This is a genomic window from Klebsiella terrigena, from assembly GCF_012029655.1.
In the GTDB taxonomy this organism is placed as follows: Bacteria; Pseudomonadota; Gammaproteobacteria; order Enterobacterales; family Enterobacteriaceae; genus Klebsiella; species Klebsiella terrigena.
Genome location: NZ_CP050508.1, coordinates 1,319,807 through 1,341,147 on the forward strand (window position 1 = coordinate 1,319,807; position 21,341 = coordinate 1,341,147).

Sequence of the window (21,341 nt, forward strand, 5' to 3'; positions counted from 1 at the left end):
TTATGTCAGCCCCTTCGGGACGCGCTACATAAACTTCGAATGACGCACAACAAGGTGCCTGCCGTCCAACTCCTGATAATAGCTCTGCTTTATCAGCCATCGGGCGAAACGTCGAGTTAGGCACCGCCTTATTTCTTAATAAAGCCAGGCAAATGCCTGGCTTTATTATGTCCGCCGTATGGCAAGCCGTCGGCGCGCGGGGATGATGACCCGCGCCGTTGACGTGAAATGCCCCGACCCGTCTCCCTTCCTGCGACAGAACTGCGGATTGCACCTGTTACTCTGCGGCGTCCTCGGTTAGCATCGTCTTAAGCGAATGTTTGAGGCTATATACTTGAAGCGACTCTCCCTTTTCCCCCGCTCGTTGCGCCAGCTGGTGACGCTCTCTTTTGTGCTGATCCTGCTACCGCTGCTGGTTCTGGCCTGGCAGGCGTGGCAGAGCCTGAACGCTCTCAGCGCCCAGGCCGCGCACATCAACCGCACCACCCTGGTTGACGCCCGGCGCAGCGAGGCGATGGTTAACGCTTCGCTGGAAATGGAGCGCAGCTACCGCCAGTACTGCGTGCTGGACGATCCGACGCTGGCGAAGGTTTATCAAAATCAGCGCAAGCGCTACAGCGAAATGCTGGACGCCCACGCCGGCGTGCTGCCGGATGAGAAAATTTGGCAGGCCCTGAGCCAGGATTTGAGCGACCTGGCGCAGCTGAGGTGCAAAAACAGCAGCCCCGACGCGAAGTCAGCAGAGAGTCTGGAAGCCTTCGCCACGGCCAACAGCGTCATGGTGCAGGCCACCCGAACGGTCGTCTATTCGCGCGGCCAGCAGCTGCAGCAGGAGATCGCCGAACGCGGGCAGTTCTTCGGCTGGCAGGCGCTGGTGCTGTTCCTGCTGAGCCTGGCGCTGGTGCTGCTGTTTACCCGGATGATCATCGGCCCGGTAAAGGGGATTGAGAAGATGATTAACCGGCTGGGAGAAGGGAAGTCGCTGGATAACGCGGCGCTGTTCACCGGGCCGCGCGAGCTACGCTCGGTCGGCGAACGCATTATCTGGCTGAGCGAGCGCCTGGCCTGGCTGGAGTCGCAGCGGCATCAGTTTTTGCGCCATCTCTCCCATGAGCTGAAAACGCCCTTAGCCAGCATGCGCGAAGGTACGGAGCTGCTTGCCGACCGCGTTGCCGGACCTTTGACCGCCGAGCAGCAGGAGATTGTTGAGATCCTCGACGCCAGCAGCCGCAACCTGCAAAAGCTGATTGAACAGCTGCTTGATTACAACCGTAAACAGGCCGACGGCCCGGTGTCGCGCGAAACGGTTAACCTTGCGGAACTGGTCGAAAGCGTGGTCTCTGCCCACAGCCTGCCGGCAAGAGCTAAACTGATGCGCACGGAACTCAGCCTGGAGGCCCGGTTCTGCCAGGCGGAGCCGGCTTTGCTGGCGAGCGTGCTGGACAATCTCTACTCCAATGCGGTGCACTATGGTGCTGAATCCGGTAACATTCATATTCATAGCTACCGGCACGGCGAGCAGGTGCGCATCGACGTAAGCAACAGCGGCGAGCCGATACCGCCAGTGGAAAGAAAAATGATATTTGAGCCCTTTTATCAGGGAAGTCACCAGCGTAAAGGGGCGGTAAAAGGCAGCGGCCTCGGGCTAAGCATTGCGCGGGACTGCGTTCGACAAATGCAGGGCGAGCTAAGCCTGGTCGACGATCTACCCGGGCTTATCTGTTTTCGCATCACGCTACCCGCCGCCGAGCCGGGAAAAATCAACACATGAATCAACAATGGGTGACTATGTCCCACTTTTTCGCATGGGTTCGTCCCGTCAAGGTCTGGCTGCTGACCGGCGTTTCCTGCCTGGCGCTGGCCGGATGTTCCACGGCTTTATCACCGCACACGGCAAGCGACAAAGCGCAGCCCGAGCTGCCGCAGCATCAGGTGGCGGATTTCCTCTCGGTTGAGTGCGCGGATATCTGGTCCCTGAACGGGGATATCAGCGACAAAAATCCGCTCTACTGGCTACGCGGAATTGACTGCGCCGATCGCCTTTCTCCGGTGCAGGCGCGGGCGGAAGCCCGGCTGCACGGTGACGACCGCTGGCAGGATGCGTTTAAGCGCGGCATTTTGCTGGCGGACGCCAAAATTACCCCCGACGAGCGGCGCGAGCTGGTTTCTCGCCTGGACACCTTCAGCTCGCAAATAGCCGTGCAGGTGCGCCCGCTTTACCAGCTCTGGCGCGACGGCCAGAGCCGACAGCTGCAGCTGGTGGACGAGCGCTCCCGCTACGCGAAGCTACAGCAGACCAGCGATGCCGAGCTCGACGCGCTGCGCCAGCAGGAGCAGCAGCTGCGCGGCGAGCTGGAACTCACCACGCGTAAGCTGGAAAACCTCACCGATATCGAGCGTCAGCTCTCCACCCGCAAGCCGGGCGGAAATTTTAATTCTGACGTCGGGCACGGCGGCGAAAAAATCCCGGAGGCCACGCATGACGAGCCGTAAACCCGCGCGCCTGCTGCTGGTGGACGATGACCCAGGGCTGCTGAAGCTGCTGGGGATGCGTCTTGTCAGCGAAGGCTACAGCGTGACCACTGCCGAAAGCGGGCCCGAAGCGCTGCGCGTGCTGGGGCGCGATAAGGTCGACCTGGTGGTCAGCGATTTGCGTATGGATGAAATGGACGGCCTGCAGCTATTTGCCGAAATCCAGAAGGTGCAGCCGGGAATGCCGGTGATTATTCTCACCGCCCACGGCTCGATTCCTGATGCGGTGGCGGCGACCCAGCAGGGCGTGTTCAGCTTCCTGACCAAGCCGGTAGACAAGGACGCGCTGTACAAAGCCATTGATGACGCGCTGGAGCACAGCGCGCCGACGACGGATGAGCGCTGGCGTCAGGCGATTGTGACCCGTAGCCCGCTGATGCAGCGCCTGCTGGAGCAGGCGGGCATGGTGGCGCAGTCGGACGTCAGCGTGCTGATTAACGGCCAGAGCGGCACCGGCAAAGAGATCGTCGCCCAGGCGATCCATAACGCCAGCCCGCGCCACGCCAAGCCCTTTGTCGCCATTAACTGCGGCGCCCTGCCGGAGCAGCTGCTGGAGTCGGAGCTGTTTGGCCACGCTCGCGGCGCCTTTACCGGCGCGGTCAGCAATCGGGAAGGGCTGTTTCAGGCCGCCGAAGGGGGCACGCTGTTTCTCGATGAGATCGGCGATATGCCGGTGGCTCTGCAGGTCAAACTGCTGCGCGTTCTGCAGGAGCGCAAGGTTCGCCCGTTGGGCAGCAACCGCGACATCGACATCGACGTGCGCATCGTCTCCGCCACCCACCGCGACCTGCCTAAGGCGATGGCGCGCGGCGAGTTCCGCGAAGATCTGTTTTATCGCCTGAACGTGGTGAACCTCAAGATCCCGCCTCTCGCCGATCGCACCGAGGATATTCCGCTTCTTGCCAACCATCTGCTGCGCCAGTCGGCCGACCGGCATAAGCCGTTTGTTCGCGCCTTCTCGACCGACGCGATGAAGCGGCTGATGGCCGCCAAATGGCCGGGCAACGTGCGCCAGCTGGTGAACGTGATTGAGCAGTGCGTGGCGCTGACCTCCTCGCCGGTGATCAGCGATGCGCTGGTGGAGCAGGCGCTGGAAGGCGAAAATACCGCGCTGCCGACCTTCGTTGAGGCGCGTAATCAGTTTGAGCTGAACTACCTGCGCAAGCTGCTGCAAATTACCAAAGGTAACGTGACGCACGCGGCCAGAATGGCCGGGCGCAATCGCACCGAATTTTATAAACTGCTGTCGCGCCACGAGCTCGACGCCAACGACTTTAAAGAGTAGCTCCGCGCCATAGCGCAAGTTATGATACGGTAAGCAACCGGTTACGCGAATAAGAGCCTATCCCAGTAGGCGTTATTGTCGCAGGCAGTTTGAGCACTGCCCAGGTTCAAAATGGCAAGTAAAATAGCCTTAGTGGGATAGGCTCTAAGACAGGAAAACCATGAAAAAGATTGATGCGATTATTAAACCTTTCAAGCTGGATGACGTGCGTGAAGCGCTGGCGGAAGTCGGCATCACCGGGATGACGGTAACGGAAGTGAAGGGCTTTGGCCGCCAGAAGGGCCATACCGAGCTGTACCGCGGTGCGGAGTACATGGTGGATTTTCTGCCAAAAGTGAAAATCGAAATCGTGGTCACGGATGATATCGTCGATACCTGCGTCGATACCATTATCCGCACGGCGCAGACCGGTAAAATCGGCGATGGTAAAATCTTTGTCTTTGACGTGGCGCGCGTGATCCGTATCCGTACCGGCGAAGAAGACGACGAAGCGATTTAAGTTTTAACCCTCTCCCCGGCGGGGAGAGGGTCATCAATTACAGTACCTTGTGCGGGCCGAAGCATTCGTAATGAATGCGCTCGCTATTGACGCCAAGCGCCACCAGCTGCTTTGCCGCATGCTGCATAAAGGCCACAGGGCCGCAGAGGTAGTACTGCATCAGCGGGTCGCGCAGGCTCTCTGCCTGAGCGGTCAAATCCATCAAACCTTCGCTATTAAAACGCGCCGCCTGACGGTCCTCTTCGCCTGGGCTGCGATACCAGACGTGAGACGCAAACTTAGGCAGGGCCGCGCCCAGCGCGCTGACCTCATCGGCAAAGGCGTGAACCTCGCCGTTTTCCGCCGCGTGGAACCAGTTAACCTGCGCCGGATGCCGCGCTTTTGCCAGTGAATCCAGCATTGCCAGCATTGGCGTCTGGCCGACGCCGCCGGAGAGCAGCGTTACCGGGGTTTCGGCGTCAACGGTCAGGAAGAAGTCGCCCGCCGGCGCCGCCAGGTGGACAACGTCCCCTTCGCTTGACGCATTGTGCAGCCAGTTCGAAACCTGGCCGCCGCTCTCGCGTTTCACGGCAATGCGATAGCCTTTACCATCCGCCTTACGCGTCAGGGAGTACTGGCGAATCTCCTGATATTCAAACCCTTCTGGCTTCAGCCAGACGGCCAGATACTGGCCCGGCTGATAGTCGGCAACCGGCTGGCCGTCAACCGGCTCCATCTCGAAGCTGGTGATCAGCGCGCTGCGCGGGGTTTTCTTCACGATGCGGAACGCGCGGGTGCCTTCCCAGCCGCCGGTCTTGCTGGCGCTATCCTGATAGATTTCGGCTTCGCGATTGATAAAGACGTTAGCCAGCACGCCGTAGGCTTTGCCCCACGCATCAAGGACTTCCTGGCCCGGGCTGAACATTTCATCCAGCGTCGCCAGCAGGTGGCCGCCGACGATATTGTACTGCTCCGGACGGATCTGGAAGCTGGTGTGCTTCTGCGCGATTTTCTCTACCGCCGGCAGCAGGGCCGCCAGGTTATCGATATTGCTCGCGTAGGCAGCAATAGCGTTAAACAGCGCTTCACGCTGATCGCCGTTGCGCTGGTTGCTCATATTGAAGATTTCTTTGAGTTCGGGGTTATGAGCAAACATGCGATCGTAGAAGTGGGCGGTCAGCTTAGGACCCGTTTCGACCAGCAGGGGAATGGTGGCTTTGACCGTAGCGATGGTTTGAGCGTCGAGCATAGCAGCTTCCTTTAGTATTATCTTAATGATGCATTTCAAATGCATCTTATATAAATAACCCTGTAATGTAAATGGTTCTTTAACACACTGCATTAAAACAGTTACAACGTGAAGAATTTGCATCACAAACCTGAAAAGAAATCCGTTGATAATCGGAGAGGCGTTATTGCTCAAAGCCTTGTGTCATGCGGAGCCAAACGTTTGCGTAAAATCGTTTGTCAAGACCTGTTATCACAGAACGATTCAGTTATACTGTGGCCCGTCGCCCAAAAAGGCCCCCATTTAGAGCTGTAATCTATTGTTAGCTGAGCAGGAGATGCGGATGTTAAAGCGTGAAATGAACATTGCCGATTATGATGCCGAACTGTGGCAGGCTATGGAGCAGGAAAAAGTACGTCAGGAAGAGCACATCGAACTGATCGCCTCCGAGAACTACACCAGCCCGCGCGTTATGCAGGCTCAGGGTTCTCAGCTGACCAACAAATATGCCGAAGGCTATCCGGGCAAGCGCTACTACGGCGGCTGCGAATACGTTGATATCGTCGAGCAGCTGGCTATCGACCGTGCAAAAGAGCTGTTTGGCGCCGACTACGCCAACGTGCAGCCGCACTCCGGTTCTCAGGCTAACTTCGCGGTTTACACCGCTCTGCTGCAGCCGGGCGATACCGTTCTCGGTATGAACCTCGCGCAGGGCGGCCACCTGACTCACGGCTCCCCGGTTAACTTCTCCGGCAAGCTGTACAACATCATCCCTTACGGTATTGATGAGTCCGGTAAAATTGACTACGAAGACATGGCGAAGCAGGCGCAGACCCACAAGCCGAAGATGATCATCGGCGGCTTCTCTGCCTATTCCGGCGTCGTTGACTGGGCAAAAATGCGTGAAATCGCCGACAGCATCGGCGCTTACCTGTTCGTTGATATGGCCCACGTTGCCGGCCTGATCGCCGCTGACGTCTATCCGAACCCGGTTCCGCACGCTCACGTTGTGACCACCACGACCCATAAAACCCTGGCGGGTCCGCGCGGCGGCCTGATCCTGGCGAAAGGCGGTAGCGAAGAGCTGTACAAAAAGCTGAACTCTGCCGTATTCCCAAGCGCCCAGGGCGGCCCGCTGATGCACGTTATCGCTGCGAAAGCCGTGGCGCTGAAAGAAGCGATGGAGCCTGAGTTCAAGGTCTACCAGCAGCAGGTCGCTAAGAATGCCAAAGCGATGGTGGAAGTGTTCCTGAACCGCGGCTACAAAGTGGTCTCCGGCGGTACTGAAAACCACCTGTTCCTGCTGGATCTGGTTGATAAGAACCTGACCGGTAAAGAAGCTGACGCCGCCCTGGGCCGCGCCAACATCACCGTGAACAAAAACAGCGTGCCTAACGATCCGAAGAGCCCGTTTGTGACTTCCGGTATCCGTATCGGTTCTCCGGCGGTGACTCGCCGCGGCTTCAAAGAAGCTGAAGTGAAAGAGCTGGCCGGCTGGATGTGTGACATTCTGGACAATATCAATGACGAAGCGGTAACCGAGCGCGTTAAAGGTAAAGTTCTGGATATCTGCGCCCGCTTCCCGGTTTACGCATAACGCTTAGCTGTTGAAAGCGAATAAAAGGCCGCGAATGCGGCCTTTTTTACGTCCGATGACCGATGATTAACGGCGGTCGAGGGAGATGGCGCCCGGGCCGACTATCGCCAGCAGCAGGAAGGCGCCGGCAATGCTGACGTTTTTATAGAAGTTAATCATATTCGGCAGCACCGCATCGCCGGACATATCCCAATAGTGGTGGCCAATAACCGCCGTACCCAGCGTATAAAAAATAAAAATGACCGCCAGCGGACGCGTGAAGAAGCCGAGAATAATCAGGATCGCCGCCGGAACCTCCATCACGATAGCGATAATCGCCGCCAGCGTCGGCAGCGGCGCGCCGGATGACGCCATATACTGCACGGTGCCGCTAAACCCCATCAGCTTGGGGTAGCCAAAGATGATAAACAGCAGCACGACGGCAATTCGCGCAATCAGGAGCAGGACGTGGCGTGAGGAACCAAAATCAAAATAGCGTAATGCGTTCATAACCAGCACCTTATGAAAGACGTGTTCTTTAAACGTAATACACAATTTTGCTCCCCGCCACGAATTGAGACCGGCACCTAAATTTTCTCCAGCGCCTCCTCCACGTACAGATAGCCAATGCCCAGCAGCTGCTGCGGGCGCGTGAGCCGACCGAAGCTAATTTGGGTAGCGTGCGCGCGCGGAGCGTCGCCGTGGTCAAAGGGGTTAAAGCTGGTTTGTTTAACAATGGTGTTTAGCCACTGCTCGCCAAAAGCGCAGCTGCGGCCATAGAGCCATATCTGATTAATATTGAGCAGATTGAGGAAGTTATACAGGCTCAGGCCAATGGCGTTGGCGGAGCGTTCAACCCAGGCGCGGATATGCACGTCGCCCTGTTCCCAGGCCGCAATAAGCGACTCGGTGGTGAGTTTTTCAGGGGAGGGCTGCGCCTCCGGCTGGGTTTTTAGCCACACCCGAGCCTGCTTTTTCAACGCGCTGAGCGAGGCGATGGTTTCCAGACAGCCATAGCGCCCGCAGTCGCAGGCTGAGCCATCAGGATTGACGATCGTATGGCCAATCTGGCCGCTACCGTAGAGGCTTCCGCGGTAGATCTGATCGTTAATAACAAACGATGAACCAATACCGTAATCGACGTTGATCACGCAAAAATCCTGCGGCGCGGCGCTGTTCTGCCATTTTTCGGCCAGCGCCAGCATGGCGCAGTCATTATCGACCCTGACCTGAACGCCGAGCTCTTCCTCAAGTAAGTATTTGAGTTCGACAGGCGTTTTCCAGCGCGCCTGCGGCATGGTTTGCGAAACGCCGGTTACCGGATCTACCTGCCCGTGAACACCCAGCGCGATGTTGATTTTATGCTGCGGATAGCGGCGGTGGACGCGGCGCCAGCAGTCGATAATCGCCGCCAGCAAAGCCTGAGGCGTCGGCGCATCGATACGAATATGCTGGTGCGCGTCGACGGCCAGCAGGCGAGCGTCGGCGAGCTGGTACTCAATGCTGGTGGGGGTGATGTTCATGCATAGCGTCCAGGCACCGTGGAGCGGGATCTGAAAACTACCGCTATTGACGCCCCGATTGCTCATTTTTTCCGCGGAGTGGCTGATGAGGCCTTCGCTGAGCAGCTCGTCGAGTATGTTGCTCACCGCCGGAATAGAAAGCCCGCTGAGCTGAGCGAGCTGCGATTTGCTGAGCTGCTTTTCCCGCCACAAACAGGCCAGAAAGATTGATTTGTTGGCCTGCCTGACCCGAACGTTGTTGAACCCGGTTAGCTGCATACACTTAACTCCCTTAACTATATTGCGTGAGCATTGCGCATTTTAACCGCTATTCAAGATTATAAACTCGCCTCCATCAGGTTTTTACTTAATTACTTTTAGTGGAGAGCGCTATGCACGGTTCGGTTAAGGTCTGGCAGGAAACGATTACACTCCCGACGTGGACGACGGGAGCGGAGGATCCTAACCCGATGTTCCTCGAAAAGCGGGTCTATCAGGGTTCCTCCGGCAGCGTGTACCCCTATGGCGTGGTTGATACCTTAACCGGCGAGCGGGAGATGCGCGACTATCGGGCGGTGTGGATGGAGAATGATTTCATTCGCGTCATGCTGCTGCCGGAGCTCGGCGGCCGTATCCATCGCGCCTACGATAAAGTTAAGCAGCGCGATTTCGTCTACTACAACGAAGTGGTGAAACCGGCGCTGGTCGGCCTGCTCGGGCCGTGGATATCCGGCGGGATCGAGTTTAACTGGCCGCAGCACCATCGTCCGACAACCTTTATGCCCGTCGATTTTACCATCCAGCAGGGGGAAGGCGGCGTGCAAACCGTATGGATGGGCGAAGCCGAGCCCATGCGCGGGCTGCAGGTTATGGCCGGCTTTACCCTTTACCCCGACCGCGCGCTGATTGAAATTACCGGCAAGGTCTTTAACGGCAACGCCACGCCGCGCCACTTCTTATGGTGGGCCAACCCGGCGGTGAAGGGCGGAGATGCCCACCAGAGCGTGTTCCCGCCTGACGTTACCGCCGTGTTCGATCACGGCAAGCGCGACGTTTCTGCCTTCCCCATCGCCACCGGCACCTACTATAAAGTGGACTACAGCGCGGGCGTGGATATCTCCCGCTATAAGAATGTCCCGGTGCCGACCTCCTATATGGCAGAGAAATCAGCATATGATTTTGTCGGTGCCTACCATCACGATGAACGAGGCGGACTGCTGCACGTCGCCGATCACCATATCTCGCCGGGTAAAAAGCAGTGGAGCTGGGGTTATGGCGATTTCGGCCAGGCCTGGGATCGCAATCTGACCGACGCGAATGGCCCCTATATCGAGCTGATGACCGGCGTCTTTACCGATAACCAGCCGGATTTCACCTGGCTTGCGCCCTATGAAGAGAAAATTTTTGTCCAAAACTTCCTGCCGTATAGCGAGCTGGGAATGGTGCAAAATGCGAATACCCGCCTGGCGCTAAAGCTGGTTCGTGAAGAGGGACTGCTGAGGCTGGGAGTCTATGCGATTGCGCCGCTGGAAAATATCGTGCTGGAGCTGAGCGCGGATAATCAGCCGCTCTATGAAACCCAGCTAACCCTGCAGCCGGGTGAAAGCTGGCAGCACGCGCTAGCGGAAAACGGCGCTTCGCGCTTGACCCTGCGGGCGAAAAGCGCCGAGGGCCAGCCGCTGCTGCATTATCAGGAGCATCTCGCCCAGCAGACCCCGTTACCGGAGCCGGCAACCGCGCCGGCGCTGCCGGACGACATCGACAACGGCGATGAACTCTATTTCATTGGCCAGCATCTTGAGCAGTATAACCACGCCAGCCGCTACGCCGGAGACTACTACCGTCGGGCTATTGCGATTGATCCCGAGGATTACCGAAATAACGTCGCCCTTGGCACCCTGGCGCTCAACGGCGCCGACTGGACGCTGGCGGAGCAGTGCGCTCGCGCCGCGCTGCAGCGCGCCCATCGGCTGAATAAAAATCCGCGCGACGGCGAGGCCAGCATGCTTCTCGCCAGCGCTCTGGAAAGGCAGGGGGATGAAGCCGGCGCCTGGGATAGCTATTACAAAGCCTCATGGAGCGGCAGCTGCCGCGATGCGGCCTACTGGTCGCTGGCCCGGCTGGCGATGAAGCGCGGCGAGGTTGCCGATGCGCTGGAAAAAGTCGACATCAGCCTGCAATTTAATGCCACCAACCACCTCGCGATGGGCCTGAAGGCGCTGGCGCTGGCGAAATTAGGGCGCGGCGATGAGGCGCAGGATTATATCGTCCGCTGCCTCGGGCAGTATCCGCTGAGCTATCCGCTGCACTGCGTGCGCTGGATGATTGGCCAGGATCATGAATCCCGGGAAAACCTGCTGCGCGTCACCGGCCGCAGAGGTGCCAACGCCAGCCTGCTGGCGGGGTGGCTGCTCTCTATCGGACAGCCGTCGTCTGCACAGGCGCTGCTGGCGCTACTGGATTCTCAGGAGGCGCTGCCTATGCTGTGGCGCGCCGCGCTAAGTGACGACGCCGACGAGCGCCAGCAGTTCATCGCCTCGGCGCAGCGCTGTCACGCCCTGCGGGTCCGCTTCCCCAACACGCTGGATGAAGTCTGGATGCTGCAGCGGCTGGAAGAGAGCGCGTTTGCCCGCTATCTGCTGGGCTGCTTCTGGTATAGCAAGCGCCGCTACGAGGATGCCGTAATCTGCTGGCGTGACGTGCTGGCAAAAGACCCTGACTACGCGCCGGCCCATCGCCTGCTTGGCGTCTACGCGTGGAATAAGCGGCAGGATCTTTCCCTGGCGCTGGCCAGCCTGCAGCGAGCGGTGGACATTGAACCGCAGAATGCGCGCTTTCGCTTCGAGCTCGACTATCTCAACAAGCTGACCGGCGCGCCGGTTGGCGATCGATTACGCGATCTGCAGGCGCATCGCGCCGTGGTGCTGAAGCGGGACGATCTCACCGCCGAGTTGCTCAGCCTGTGGAACAGCAGCGGGCGCTATGCCGAGGCCGCAGATATTCTCCGTACGCGAAAATTCCATCCCTGGGAAGGCGGGGAGGGCAAGGTGACGGGGCAATATCTGCTTAACCAGCTGCACGTTGCCTTACAGGCGATTGAGGGCCGGGCGTACTCTGCGGCAACGCAGCGGCTGGAGGAGGCGCTGCGCTATCCCCTAAACCTCGGAGAGGGAAGGCTTCCGGGGCAGACGGATAACGATATCTGGTATTTGCTGGCCCACTGCGCCGCGCAGGCGGGAGAGACCCAGCGCGCCGCAGCCTGTTACCAGCGCGCGAGCCTGGGAGGTGCGTCGCTGGATGCCGGTCGCTACTACAACGATCAGCCCGCCGATTATCTTTTCTGGCAGGGAATGGCGCTGCGCAAGAGCGGCGACGTGCAGCAGGCGGACCGCCATTTCCACCATTTCATCGACTGGGCCCGACGCCATCGTGACGACGTCCCGGACGCCGATTTCTTCGCCGTCTCGCTGCCTGACCTGGTGGTGCTCGACGTCCCGGCGGCGCAGCAGCACCGGCAGCACTGCCTGTTTATTGAGGCGCTGGGATACCTCGGGCTGGGGAATATGGCTGACTACCGGCAAGCGATTCAGCAGCTGCTGGTCATCAACCCCGCCCACGATAAGGCGCATCTGATCGACCATGCCCTGCAAAGCGGCATTTTTTCCTGAACCTCAACCGGCGGGCTCGCGCCCGCCAACCCTACTGTTCCCTGCGTTTCCCTGAAAGAGGAATCCTTATGAATAACGCGCAGACACATCTGAAAATGGGCTACGTCTGGACGATCTGTCTGGTTGCCGCCTGCGGTGGTTTACTGTTTGGCTATGACTGGGTGGTGATCGGCGGCGCGAAGCCGTTTTATGAAGCCTATTTTTCCATTACCGACCCGGCGCAGTCCGGCTGGGCGATGAGTTCAGCGCTGGTTGGCTGCGTTTTCGGGGCGCTGGCTTCCGGATGGTGCGCGGATAAGTTTGGCCGCAAAATTCCGCTCATCATCGCCGCGGCGCTGTTTACGCTCTCGGCCTGGGGCACGGCGCTCGCCGGCAGTTTCGATCTGTTCGTGGCGTGGCGTATCGTTGGCGGCTTAGGTATCGGGCTGGCTTCTGCGCTAAGCCCGATGTATATCGCCGAGATAAGTCCCGCCGCGCAGCGCGGGCGCTTTGTGGCGGTGAATCAGCTGACGATTGTTATTGGCGTTCTGGCGGCGCAGCTGGTTAACCTGGCGATCGCAAAGCCGGTGGCCAGTAGCGCTACGCTGGCAGAGATCAGCGCCAGCTGGAACGGGCAGGTAGGCTGGCGCTGGATGTTTGGTTCCGGCGTCGTGCCCGCGCTGGCGTTCCTGATCCTGATGTTTTTCGTTCCCGAGTCGCCGCGCTGGCTGGTGCGCGTGGGGAAAAGCCAGCGTGCGCACCAGATGCTGATGCGCATCGGCAATCAGCGCTACGCCGATGAAACCATCAGGGATATCGAGCAAACCCTCAGCAAAGACACGCAAAAAGTCTCCTGGTCCGCGCTGTGGCAGCCCAAAGTTCGCCCGATCATTGTGATGGGTATGGTGCTGGCAATGTTCCAGCAGTGGTGCGGTATTAACGTTATTTTCAACTACGCGCAGGAGATTTTCGCCTCCGCCGGATTTGACATTAACAGCACGCTGAAGTCGATCGTGGCGACCGGGCTTATCAACCTGATCTTTACCATCGCCGCGCTTCCGCTGGTCGACAGGATTGGTCGCCGCAGGCTGATGCTGCTCGGTGCCGCCGGGCTGACCATCATCTATGCGCTGATCGCTGCGGCCTACGGTCTGGGGATCCTGGGATTACCGGTGCTGATTCTGGTGCTGGCGGCGATCGCTATTTACGCGCTGACGCTGGCGCCGGTGACCTGGGTACTGTTATCGGAAATTTTCCCTAACCGCGTGCGCGGGCTGGCGATGTCGCTGGGTACGCTGGCGCTGTGGGTGGCCTGCTTCCTGTTAACCTATACCTTCCCGCTGCTTAATGCCGGGCTGGGCGCATCGGGCAGCTTCCTGCTGTACGGGGTTATATGCGCGGCGGGGTATCTGTACATTCTGCGCAACGTTCCGGAAACCAAAGGCGTTACGCTGGAGGCGCTGGAAGAGCAGCTGGCGCAGCGTCATGCCGGCAGGCAGGCGCTGAAACAGGAGCAGACGCGCTAATGGCGGACAGCTTCATTCTGGAAAACGCGCATCTACGGATGCGCGTCGATCCGCAGGGTGGCAAGGTGCAAAGCCTGTTCTCCCGCCGGCATCAAACCCCGGTGCTGCATGAAAATCCTGCCGGCGGTCTGTTTCCGATGGTGCCGCTGGCAAACCGGGTGGCCGGCAACCGCTTCTCCTTTCGGGGGCGCGAAATCATCCTGCCGAATCATCAGGCGGACGCGCGTTTTTTTCTCCACGGCGACGGCTGGCTCAGCGCGTGGGAGGTCATCGAACGCTGCGCAGAACGCTGTGTGCTGCAGCTGCATAGCCGCCACGCCTGCGGATTCGACTATCGCGCGCAGATCCGCTACGAGCTACGGCAGGGGGAACTTCTCGCCTCCCTGACCGTTACCCACTGTGGCGACGAGCCGATGCTTTACGGCGGCGGCTTTCACCCCTTTTTTACCTTCGACAGGCTAAGCCGGATGCAGTTTCAGGCGAGTGGCCACTGGCCAGAGGGCGAGTTGCACTTGCCGCTTAGCTGGCGCGGCGAGCTGCCGGAGGGCGGCGATTTCACGCAGCCCGCCTGTGGAGAGGATAGCTGGCTGAACGTCTGCTATTCCGGCTGGAACGGCACGGCCGTCATTCAGCGAGAAGTGATGTCTGTCACAATTTCATCGCAAACACCGTGGCTTATGCTGTTCCGTATGTCGGGTGAACCGTTTGTCTGCCTTGAGCCGCAAAGTCATCCTGTAAACGCGCACAACGTGGACGGGCAGCCTGGTCTGGTGGTATTAGGCCCTGGGGATAGGGTTTCATGGTCGCTAAAAATCGCGGTTAAATAGGCCAGATTCAGCGGGTTATACCTAAATCCTCGGCTTGCGCCCGCCGAGGTTTGTCGCCAGACTGTCGCCTCCATTCGGGAGGAAATCATGGTCTTGCACTCCACGCGCTGGCTGGCGCTTAGTTACTTTACCTACTTCTTTAGCTACGGCATCTTTCTGCCGTTCTGGAGCGTCTGGCTGGCAGGCGCGGGGCTGACGCCGGAAACGATCGGTATGCTGCTCGGCGCCGGGCTGGTGGCGCGCTTTCTCGGCAGTCTGCTGATTGCGCCACGGGTGAGCGATCCCTCCCGGCTTATTTCTGCCCTGCGGGTGCTGGCGCTGCTGACCCTGCTGTTTGTCCTTGGCTTTTGGGCCGATAGCCGCGTCGCCTTGCTGATGGCGGTGATGGTCGGCTTCAATCTGTTCTTCTCTCCGCTGGTACCGCTGACCGATGCGCTGGCGAATACCTGGCAAAAGCAGATAACCATGGACTACGGGCGCGTGCGCCTGTGGGGATCGGTGGCGTTTGTGATCGGCTCCGCGCTGACCGGCAAGCTGGTCAGCCTGTTTGATTATCGGGCGATCTTGGTGCTGCTAAGCCTCGGCATCGCTTCCATGCTGCTGGGGATGCTGCTTAAACCCTCGGTGATGCCGCAGGGGGAAGTTCGCCACCAGCAGGCGGCCGGGCTCCCGGCATGGCTGAAGCTGGTGCGCCAAAGCTGGCGCTTTCTCGCCTGCGTCTGCCTGCTGCAGGGCGCCCATGCCGCCTACTATGGCTTCAGCGCGATTTACTGGCAGGAGGCGGGCTATTCCGCTTCGGCGATCGGCTATCTGTGGTCGCTGGGGGTGGTCGCGGAGGTGGTTATCTTTGCGCTGAGCAAAAAAGCCTTTAGCCGCTTCAGCGCGCGGGATCTGCTGCTGCTCTCCGCCGTTTGCGGGCTGGTTCGCTGGACGCTGATGGGCTGGACCACCGAGCTGCCGTGGCTCATTGTCGCGCAGATCCTGCACTGCGGCACCTTTACGGTATGTCACCTTGCGGCGATGCGCTATATTTCGGCACGTCAGGGCGGGGAGGTGATTCGTCTGCAGGCGGTCTACTCCGCGGTGGCGATGGGGGGCAGCATTGCGGTAATGACGGTATTTGCCGGCTTCCTCTACCAGCACCTGCACCAGGGCGTGTTCTGGGTGATGGCGCTGGTTGCCCTGCCGGCGCTGGTGCTGAGGCCGAAGGCGGTATCCTAGTCCTCGAGCATTTGACAAATATGCTGCCGCTGGTGATCGCTGAACATCTCCTCAGCGTGAAACAGCGGCGGTGAAAACAGCGGCAGCGCCGTAGCATAAGGGGTCACCACCAGCGCCACGCCCTTCGGCGCGCCTTCCTTTTGAAAGGCGTGAACGTTCTGATATTTGATATTGAGCGGCAGCAGGGTCAGCTCGCGCAGCTGCAGCTCAAGAGCCTGCTCGAGCTCGGGATTGTCGTGGGTCAGCAGCACCACCTGCTTCTCGTGCAGCTCGCTTTTCTGCATCAGCCATGCGCCAAAAATCACCGCAATCAGCCCCACTTCCTCCTGATTAAAGCGAACCCTGTAGGCGCTCTCAAACTCCTCCAGCGCCGTTTTGGTGGTGCGCATCAGGCGCGGATAGAGGCGGCTCATCTCCTCCGGCAGCGCATTATCGATACCGATCGCGAACACGCTGCGGTTCAGCGCCTGGGAGAGATGAATATAGAGCTGGTCGCTCAGCCCTTGATCGTCGCTAAACGGCCGGCCGGATAAATCCTGGAAACGGTGGATCAGGCCGGAGATGGCCAGGTGCAGGCGGCGGTCCTGCTGGTGGCCATCGCGGATAGGATCGGGCGTTTTGAGCAGCATGAACAGCAGGGTCAGAAACAGCTGCTCGCCGGCGTGCGGCGCGGTGGCGACCCGACGCTGCCAGTGGCGGATAATCTCAGCAGCCAGTATTGACTCCGCCGCCTCCTGGGTCCAGCGCTGCTGATCTTCGGTAAAGGTCGGCGTCTGCCCGAGATGATGCTGAAGCAGGCAGTACTGCAGATAGAGGCGCAGGAAGTGAATATCCCGACAGTCAAACTGGCGGTTAAGCGTCCGGGCGCAGCGGTTGACCAGCGCCTGCAGATTGGTGTCGTCATATAAGGTGCGCGCAACGCCCTGCAGTTTAAGCTGCGTTTTTAATGCCGGGGTAAAATGGTGGCTGATAAAATGCGGACACAGGCGCAGGGCCCGGCGTAAGCCGTGCAGCAGGCACAGGCGTTGATCGATTGCGGCGCCTTCAATCCGATAGCTGCCGTCCACCTGCGACGCGAGGGTCAGCCGGTGGTAACGCTGAATGTCACGTCCCGTCTCCGCGATATCCTGCCGGGCCGTCGCCTCATCAACAGAGTTGATCGCGCTAAGCCGCTCGGGGGTGACCGGCTGCCCGGGCAGATAAAACATCAGCAGGACCTGGTTACGGCGCTGTGGACTGGAAAGCGCAGATGGTGGTTCAATCACGGTCATCATCTGATAAGTTCCAGTTAGGGTTTTCGCTAAGAATAGCCAATGGATGAACAGAGAGCAGGGCAGGCTGGCGTCTTTACGTCAGGATTGCTGGATAAGTTCACAGAATTTTTCACGTGAGGAACGGATGAAGAGAGTGAAACAATGCACCTGTGCGGCATTTTTCATGGTTTTATCATTTAGCGTGCTAGCGCATCCGCATAGCTTTATCAGCCTGCGAACGGAGGTGGTCGCCGATAACGGACAGCTCACCGGTTTCAAAATGCGCTGGACGATGGATGAGATCACCTCCTCAGACCTGCTTTACGATGCCGGCAGCGCGAAGCCGGGAGATGAAGTGTGGAAAAAGCTGGCGGCGGAGGTGATGGCGAACGTCCTTGGGCAGCACTACTTCAGCGAGCTTTGGCATAACGGCCAGCACGTGAAGTTTGATAATCGCCCCGACGGCTACGGTCTGGAGCGCGACGGACACCAGGCGGTGCTGACCTTTACTCTGCCGCTGGCTAAACCGCTGCCCCTCGCGGGACAAACCCTGACGCTTTCGACCTTCGACCCAACCTATTACGTCGATATGTTCTATGACAAGCCGGGCGACGTCACCCTGCCTGCGGCGCTGCGCGCGGGATGCAAGGTGACGGTGGTGACGCCAAAGCCGAATGATAAAATGACGGCTTTTGCGCAGTCGCTCGATAAAGCCGACGCGCCGCCGGAAGATATGGCGCTCGGAACCTATTTTGCTCAGAAGGTGACGCTGACATGTCAGTAGTATTCTCAACCCCTTCCCGGGCTTCCCGCCTGCGCCAGCTGTGGCCGCTGGCGCTGTTTTTAGCGCTGGCAGCGGGCGCCGGCGTCTGGCTCTGGCAGGCCTGGCCGGAGGTGATGCTGCAAAGCGCTATCTGGCAGCGGGCGCTCAATTTTGAGCTCAGCGGCCTGCTGAAAGCGGTGGCCGAAAATCCGCGCGCGGCGGGGCTTTCGCTGCTGGCGTTTAGCTTTATCTACGGCGTCCTGCACGCCCTGGGGCCGGGGCACGGCAAGATTGTGATTACCACCTGGCTGGCGACGCATCCCGCGAAGCTGCGCTCGAGCATTGCGCTGACGCTGGCCGCCTCGCTCCTGCAGGGCGCGGTGGCGATTGTGCTGGTGGTGGTGGTGCTGACCCTGCTGCAGCTGCCCGCAAGGCAGCTTCATCTCAGCAGCTTCTGGCTGGAGAAGGGGAGCTATCTGCTGGTCGGCGCGCTGGGCCTGCTGCTGTGCTGGCGGGCGCTGAAAAAGCTGCGCGGGCAGCTGCGTCGGCCAACGTTTAGCGCCTTTACGCCCCATCATGTTCATCATGCGCACTGCGGCTGCGGGCATCAGCATATGCCGGCGCCGGAACAGCTGCAAAGCGGCGACGACTGGCGCGCGCGGCTGGCCATCGTTCTGTCGATGGGCATGCGACCCTGTTCTGGGGCGATCATGGTCCTGCTGTTTAGTAAGGTAATTGGCGTCTTTGGCTGGGGAATGGCGGCGGCGCTGGCAATGGCGGCGGGAACCTCGCTGACCATTAGCGGGCTGGCGCTGCTGGTGCACGGCTTTCGTCAGCTGGCCGTTAGGCTTAGTGCGAATAAAACGCCGCCTCTTTGGCAGCAGATTGGCTGGTCGACTTTGGCGCTGTCCGGCGGCGTCATTTTAGTGGCGGCGGCGGTGGTGATGTGGAGCAGTGCGGTGCCGGGCGGCGGCGGACTGCGGCCGTTTTGAGTGATACTCTCACCCCGGGCGGGCCGGGGTGAGGTGAGAGAGATTAACGCTTCAGCGCTTCGCTCAGCTCTTCACGCATGTTGGCCAGCATGGCTTTAACGACGCGCGGGTTGCCGGCAACGATGTTGCCGCTGTACAGGTGGTTATGGCCACCGGTGAAGTCGCAAACGATAGCGCCCGCTTCACGAGCGATCAGCTCGCCAGCAGCGAAATCCCACGGCTTCAGCGCGATCTCGAAGTAGCCATCAACGCGGCCAGCGGCAACGTAGGCCAGATCCAGAGCTGCAGAACCGGTGCGGCGGAAGTCAGCGCATTCGGTAAACATTTTGCCCAGAATATTCATATAAGTGGTGGCGTGCTGTTTCGCTTTGAACGGGAAACCGGTAGCGATAATCGTGCCATCCAGATCGCGAGCGGTGCTGCCGCGCAGACGATAGCCGTTCAGCTGAGCGCCCTGGCCGCGGGTTGCGGTGAAGAGTTCGTTGCGCATTGGATCGTAAACCACGGCGACTTCGGTACGGCCTTTAATGCGTACGGCGATGGATACGGAAAAGTGCGGCAGGCGTTTTACGAAGTTGGTGGTGCCATCCAGTGGATCGATAACCCATTGAACATCCTGATCTTCACCTACGTGCTCACCGCTTTCTTCGGTGATAATAGTGTGCTGCGGGTAAGATTTGCGAATCGTTTCAATAATCAGCGCTTCGGCTGCCTTATCGACGTTAGTCACAAAATCATTGCTGCCTTTCTGGCTGGTTTCTACGGAGTCTGGGGTTTCGTAGTGCTTGGCAATTAAATTACCCGCCTTGCGCGCTGCGCGCACGGCGATATTCAGCATCGGATGCATCGGTCTCTCTCACTGGATGTTAAAGAACGGGAAAAAACGGCGCACATAGTAACAGTGAAATCTGCCTATGTCTTCGTTTTATGATAGCATGCGTGAATAATCTTTAGCCGAAGAACTCTAATGCTGCAAAATATTCGAATCGTACTGGTAGAAACATCACACACTGGCAATATGGGCTCCGTGGCCCGGGCAATGAAAACCATGGGCCTGACAAACCTGTGGCTGGTCAATCCGCTGGTTAAGCCTGACTCGCAGGCTATCGCCCTGGCGGCCGGTGCCAGCGACGTTATCGGCAATGCGCATATCGTCGATACGCTGGATGAAGCCCTGGCCGGATGTAGCCTGGTGGTCGGTACCAGCGCCCGTTCGCGTACTTTGCCGTGGCCGATGCTCGACCCGCGCGAGTGTGGCCTGAAGAGCGTTTCAGAAGGCCAGCACGCCCCGGTGGCGCTGGTCTTCGGCCGCGAGCGCGTCGGTTTGACCAACGACGAGCTGCAGAAATGCCATTACCACGTCGCGATTGCCGCCAACCCGGAGTATAGCTCGCTGAACCTGGCGATGGCGGTGCAGGTCATCGCTTATGAAGTGCGGATGGCGTGGCTGGCGACTCAGGATCAGGAGCAGCCGCAGGTCGAACAGCAGGAAGAGACGCCGTATCCGCTGGTGGATGATTTAGAGCGCTTTTACGGCCATCTCGAGCAGACGCTGCTGGCGACCGGCTTTATTCGCGCCAGCCATCCGGGACAGGTGATGAACAAACTGCGTCGTCTGTTTACCCGCGCGCGCCCGGAAAGCCAGGAGCTAAATATCCTGCGCGGAATGCTCGCGTCAATTGAGCAGCAGCACAAGAACAAAGAGTAAACCGGCCTCTTTGCGGCGAATCAAGGCCGCAGACGGGCGCGCCGAGTCGATGTCCGGTCGCCCTGAGAGCCGCAGTACGGCAGGGAATATGGGCTTCAGGACGTAAGGGCACAGATAGCCAAATACCTGACTAAAACAGTCAAGTAAATAGTTGACCAAATTACTCGGGAATGTCAGACTTGGCCCTGCTATGCAATACCCATATTAATAAAAAGCCCGGGCAGGGGCGAGTTTGAGGTTAAGTAAGACATGAGACTGACATCTAAAGGGCGTTATGCTGTGACCGCGATGCTGGACGTCGCGCTCAACTCTGAATCGGGCCCGGTTCCGTTAGCTGATATTTCTGAGCGTCAGGGGATTTCGCTTTCCTATCTGGAACAGCTGTTTTCCCGCCTGCGTAAAAATGGTCTGGTATCGAGCGTTCGCGGTCCAGGCGGCGGTTATTTATTAGGTAAAGAAGCCGGTAGCATCGCCGTTGGCGAAGTTATCAGCGCGGTTGATGAGTCCGTTGACGCCACCCGTTGTCAGGGTAAAGGCGGCTGCCAGGGCGGCGATAAATGCCTGACCCACGCGCTGTGGCGCGACCTGAGCGAGCGCCTGACCAGCTTCCTGAACAACATCACGCTGGGCGAACTGGTGAACAACCAGGAAATCCTCGATGTTTCAGGCCGTCAGCACAGCCATGAATCCCAGCGTAATACCCGCACCCAGGACGCTATCGACGTCAAACTGCGTGCGTAGTACTCGTTCTGTTTCAGCTTGCGGCCCGTTCGCCGCAGGGTGAAACGTTCAGGGTAAAAATT

General features: G+C 59.2%; 18 protein-coding genes. 13 read left to right on the top strand and 5 right to left on the bottom strand.

The annotated features are described in order from the left end of the window. Positions 1-334: 334 nt before the first annotated feature. The 4 genes from HCK03_RS06325 to glnB all read left to right on the top strand — a co-directional run bounded on the left by HCK03_RS06325 (position 335) and on the right by glnB (position 4,316). Positions 335-1,771: a sensor histidine kinase gene (locus HCK03_RS06325; protein WP_123551840.1), complete on the top strand. Its 1,437-nt coding sequence runs from the start codon at positions 335-337 to the stop codon at positions 1,769-1,771. A 17-nt stretch (positions 1,772-1,788) separates the two neighbouring features. Next, a complete protein-coding gene (gene qseG, locus HCK03_RS06330) occupies positions 1,789-2,493 on the top strand; it encodes a two-component system QseEF-associated lipoprotein QseG (RefSeq protein WP_041146742.1) in 705 nt (234 codons plus the stop codon). Next, complete coding sequence (gene glrR / locus HCK03_RS06335; RefSeq protein ID WP_041146741.1) at positions 2,480-3,817, top strand: two-component system response regulator GlrR; 1,338 nt, start codon at positions 2,480-2,482, stop codon at positions 3,815-3,817. The genes qseG and glrR overlap by 14 nt, the downstream gene beginning before the upstream one ends. Before the next feature lie 160 nt (positions 3,818-3,977). Continuing rightward, a complete protein-coding gene (glnB, locus tag HCK03_RS06340; RefSeq protein ID WP_041146740.1) occupies positions 3,978-4,316 on the top strand; it encodes a nitrogen regulatory protein P-II in 339 nt (112 codons plus the stop codon). A 37-nt stretch (positions 4,317-4,353) separates the two neighbouring features. On the opposite strand, the gene hmpA is transcribed toward glnB, so the two are convergent. Then, positions 4,354-5,544, bottom strand: coding sequence for an NO-inducible flavohemoprotein (hmpA, locus tag HCK03_RS06345; protein ID WP_167691281.1), 1,191 nt, complete (start codon positions 5,542-5,544; stop codon positions 4,354-4,356). 322 nt (positions 5,545-5,866) lie between these two features. Here hmpA and glyA point away from each other — a divergent pair, with 322 nt between their 5' ends. Beyond that, the gene (gene glyA, locus HCK03_RS06350) at positions 5,867-7,120 is read left to right on the top strand and encodes a serine hydroxymethyltransferase (protein ID WP_041146738.1); all 1,254 of its coding nucleotides are present in this window, start codon (positions 5,867-5,869) and stop codon (positions 7,118-7,120) included. Between the two features lie 66 nt (positions 7,121-7,186). On the opposite strand, the gene HCK03_RS06355 is transcribed toward glyA, so the two are convergent. Continuing rightward, positions 7,187-7,609 (bottom strand): DoxX family protein, encoded by a 423-nt coding sequence (locus HCK03_RS06355; RefSeq protein ID WP_041147717.1) that lies wholly within the window; start codon positions 7,607-7,609, stop codon positions 7,187-7,189. Positions 7,610-7,686: 77 nt separating this feature from the next. Continuing rightward, a complete protein-coding gene (locus tag HCK03_RS06360; protein WP_041146737.1) occupies positions 7,687-8,880 on the bottom strand; it encodes an ROK family transcriptional regulator in 1,194 nt (397 codons plus the stop codon). A gap of 113 nt (positions 8,881-8,993) precedes the next feature. On the opposite strand from HCK03_RS06360, the gene HCK03_RS06365 reads away from it, so the two are divergent. From HCK03_RS06365 to HCK03_RS06380, 4 genes are all read left to right on the top strand, one after another. Further along, the gene (locus tag HCK03_RS06365) at positions 8,994-12,269 is read left to right on the top strand and encodes a DUF5107 domain-containing protein (protein ID WP_167691282.1); all 3,276 of its coding nucleotides are present in this window, start codon (positions 8,994-8,996) and stop codon (positions 12,267-12,269) included. Positions 12,270-12,337: 68 nt separating this feature from the next. Further along, complete coding sequence (locus tag HCK03_RS06370; RefSeq protein ID WP_143966598.1) at positions 12,338-13,774, top strand: sugar porter family MFS transporter; 1,437 nt, start codon at positions 12,338-12,340, stop codon at positions 13,772-13,774. Then, complete coding sequence (locus HCK03_RS06375) at positions 13,774-14,601, top strand: aldose 1-epimerase (RefSeq protein WP_135184148.1); 828 nt, start codon at positions 13,774-13,776, stop codon at positions 14,599-14,601. The genes HCK03_RS06370 and HCK03_RS06375 overlap by 1 nt, the downstream gene beginning before the upstream one ends. A gap of 87 nt (positions 14,602-14,688) precedes the next feature. After that, positions 14,689-15,822 carry a 3-phenylpropionate MFS transporter gene (locus HCK03_RS06380; RefSeq protein WP_167691283.1) on the top strand — a complete coding sequence of 378 codons (1,134 nt, stop codon included), beginning with the start codon at positions 14,689-14,691 and terminating at the stop codon, positions 15,820-15,822. On the opposite strand, the gene csiE is transcribed toward HCK03_RS06380, so the two are convergent. After that, entirely contained in the window at positions 15,819-17,096 is a 1,278-nt protein-coding gene (csiE, locus tag HCK03_RS06385) for a stationary phase inducible protein CsiE (RefSeq protein WP_041146732.1), read from the bottom strand. The two genes, HCK03_RS06380 and csiE, sit on opposite strands and share 4 nt — an antisense overlap. Positions 17,097-17,220: 124 nt before the next feature. On the opposite strand from csiE, the gene HCK03_RS06390 reads away from it, so the two are divergent. Beyond that, a complete protein-coding gene (locus HCK03_RS06390; RefSeq protein WP_115192117.1) occupies positions 17,221-17,859 on the top strand; it encodes a DUF1007 family protein in 639 nt (212 codons plus the stop codon). Next, positions 17,850-18,830: a nickel/cobalt transporter gene (locus HCK03_RS06395; protein ID WP_076947799.1), complete on the top strand. Its 981-nt coding sequence runs from the start codon at positions 17,850-17,852 to the stop codon at positions 18,828-18,830. Before HCK03_RS06390 ends, HCK03_RS06395 begins: the two co-directional genes overlap by 10 nt. Positions 18,831-18,873: 43 nt before the next feature. Here the strand turns inward: HCK03_RS06395 and suhB are convergent, their stop codons facing one another. Continuing rightward, a complete protein-coding gene (gene suhB, locus HCK03_RS06400; RefSeq protein ID WP_041146729.1) occupies positions 18,874-19,677 on the bottom strand; it encodes an inositol-1-monophosphatase in 804 nt (267 codons plus the stop codon). A gap of 120 nt (positions 19,678-19,797) precedes the next feature. Between suhB and trmJ the strand changes: the two genes are divergently transcribed. Further along, positions 19,798-20,538, top strand: coding sequence for a tRNA (cytosine(32)/uridine(32)-2'-O)-methyltransferase TrmJ (gene trmJ / locus HCK03_RS06405; RefSeq protein ID WP_041146728.1), 741 nt, complete (start codon positions 19,798-19,800; stop codon positions 20,536-20,538). 249 nt (positions 20,539-20,787) lie between these two features. After that, positions 20,788-21,279: a Fe-S cluster assembly transcriptional regulator IscR gene (gene iscR, locus HCK03_RS06410; protein WP_041146727.1), complete on the top strand. Its 492-nt coding sequence runs from the start codon at positions 20,788-20,790 to the stop codon at positions 21,277-21,279. The last annotated feature ends 62 nt before the right edge of the window (positions 21,280-21,341 follow it).

Coding starts and splice junctions, on each gene's coding strand:
- qseG (WP_041146742.1), top strand. CDS start 1,789: ATGTCCCACTTTTTCGCATGGGTTCGTCCCGTCAAGGTCTGGCTGCTG.
- glrR (WP_041146741.1), top strand. CDS start 2,480: ATGACGAGCCGTAAACCCGCGCGCCTGCTGCTGGTGGACGATGACCCA.
- glnB (WP_041146740.1), top strand. CDS start 3,978: ATGAAAAAGATTGATGCGATTATTAAACCTTTCAAGCTGGATGACGTG.
- hmpA (WP_167691281.1), bottom strand. CDS start 5,544: ATGCTCGACGCTCAAACCATCGCTACGGTCAAAGCCACCATTCCCCTG.
- glyA (WP_041146738.1), top strand. CDS start 5,867: ATGTTAAAGCGTGAAATGAACATTGCCGATTATGATGCCGAACTGTGG.
- HCK03_RS06355 (WP_041147717.1), bottom strand. CDS start 7,609: ATGAACGCATTACGCTATTTTGATTTTGGTTCCTCACGCCACGTCCTG.
- HCK03_RS06360 (WP_041146737.1), bottom strand. CDS start 8,880: ATGCAGCTAACCGGGTTCAACAACGTTCGGGTCAGGCAGGCCAACAAA.
- HCK03_RS06365 (WP_167691282.1), top strand. CDS start 8,994: ATGCACGGTTCGGTTAAGGTCTGGCAGGAAACGATTACACTCCCGACG.
- HCK03_RS06370 (WP_143966598.1), top strand. CDS start 12,338: ATGAATAACGCGCAGACACATCTGAAAATGGGCTACGTCTGGACGATC.
- HCK03_RS06375 (WP_135184148.1), top strand. CDS start 13,774: ATGGCGGACAGCTTCATTCTGGAAAACGCGCATCTACGGATGCGCGTC.
- HCK03_RS06380 (WP_167691283.1), top strand. CDS start 14,689: ATGGTCTTGCACTCCACGCGCTGGCTGGCGCTTAGTTACTTTACCTAC.
- csiE (WP_041146732.1), bottom strand. CDS start 17,096: ATGATGACCGTGATTGAACCACCATCTGCGCTTTCCAGTCCACAGCGC.
- HCK03_RS06390 (WP_115192117.1), top strand. CDS start 17,221: ATGAAGAGAGTGAAACAATGCACCTGTGCGGCATTTTTCATGGTTTTA.
- HCK03_RS06395 (WP_076947799.1), top strand. CDS start 17,850: ATGTCAGTAGTATTCTCAACCCCTTCCCGGGCTTCCCGCCTGCGCCAG.
- suhB (WP_041146729.1), bottom strand. CDS start 19,677: ATGCATCCGATGCTGAATATCGCCGTGCGCGCAGCGCGCAAGGCGGGT.
- trmJ (WP_041146728.1), top strand. CDS start 19,798: ATGCTGCAAAATATTCGAATCGTACTGGTAGAAACATCACACACTGGC.
- iscR (WP_041146727.1), top strand. CDS start 20,788: ATGAGACTGACATCTAAAGGGCGTTATGCTGTGACCGCGATGCTGGAC.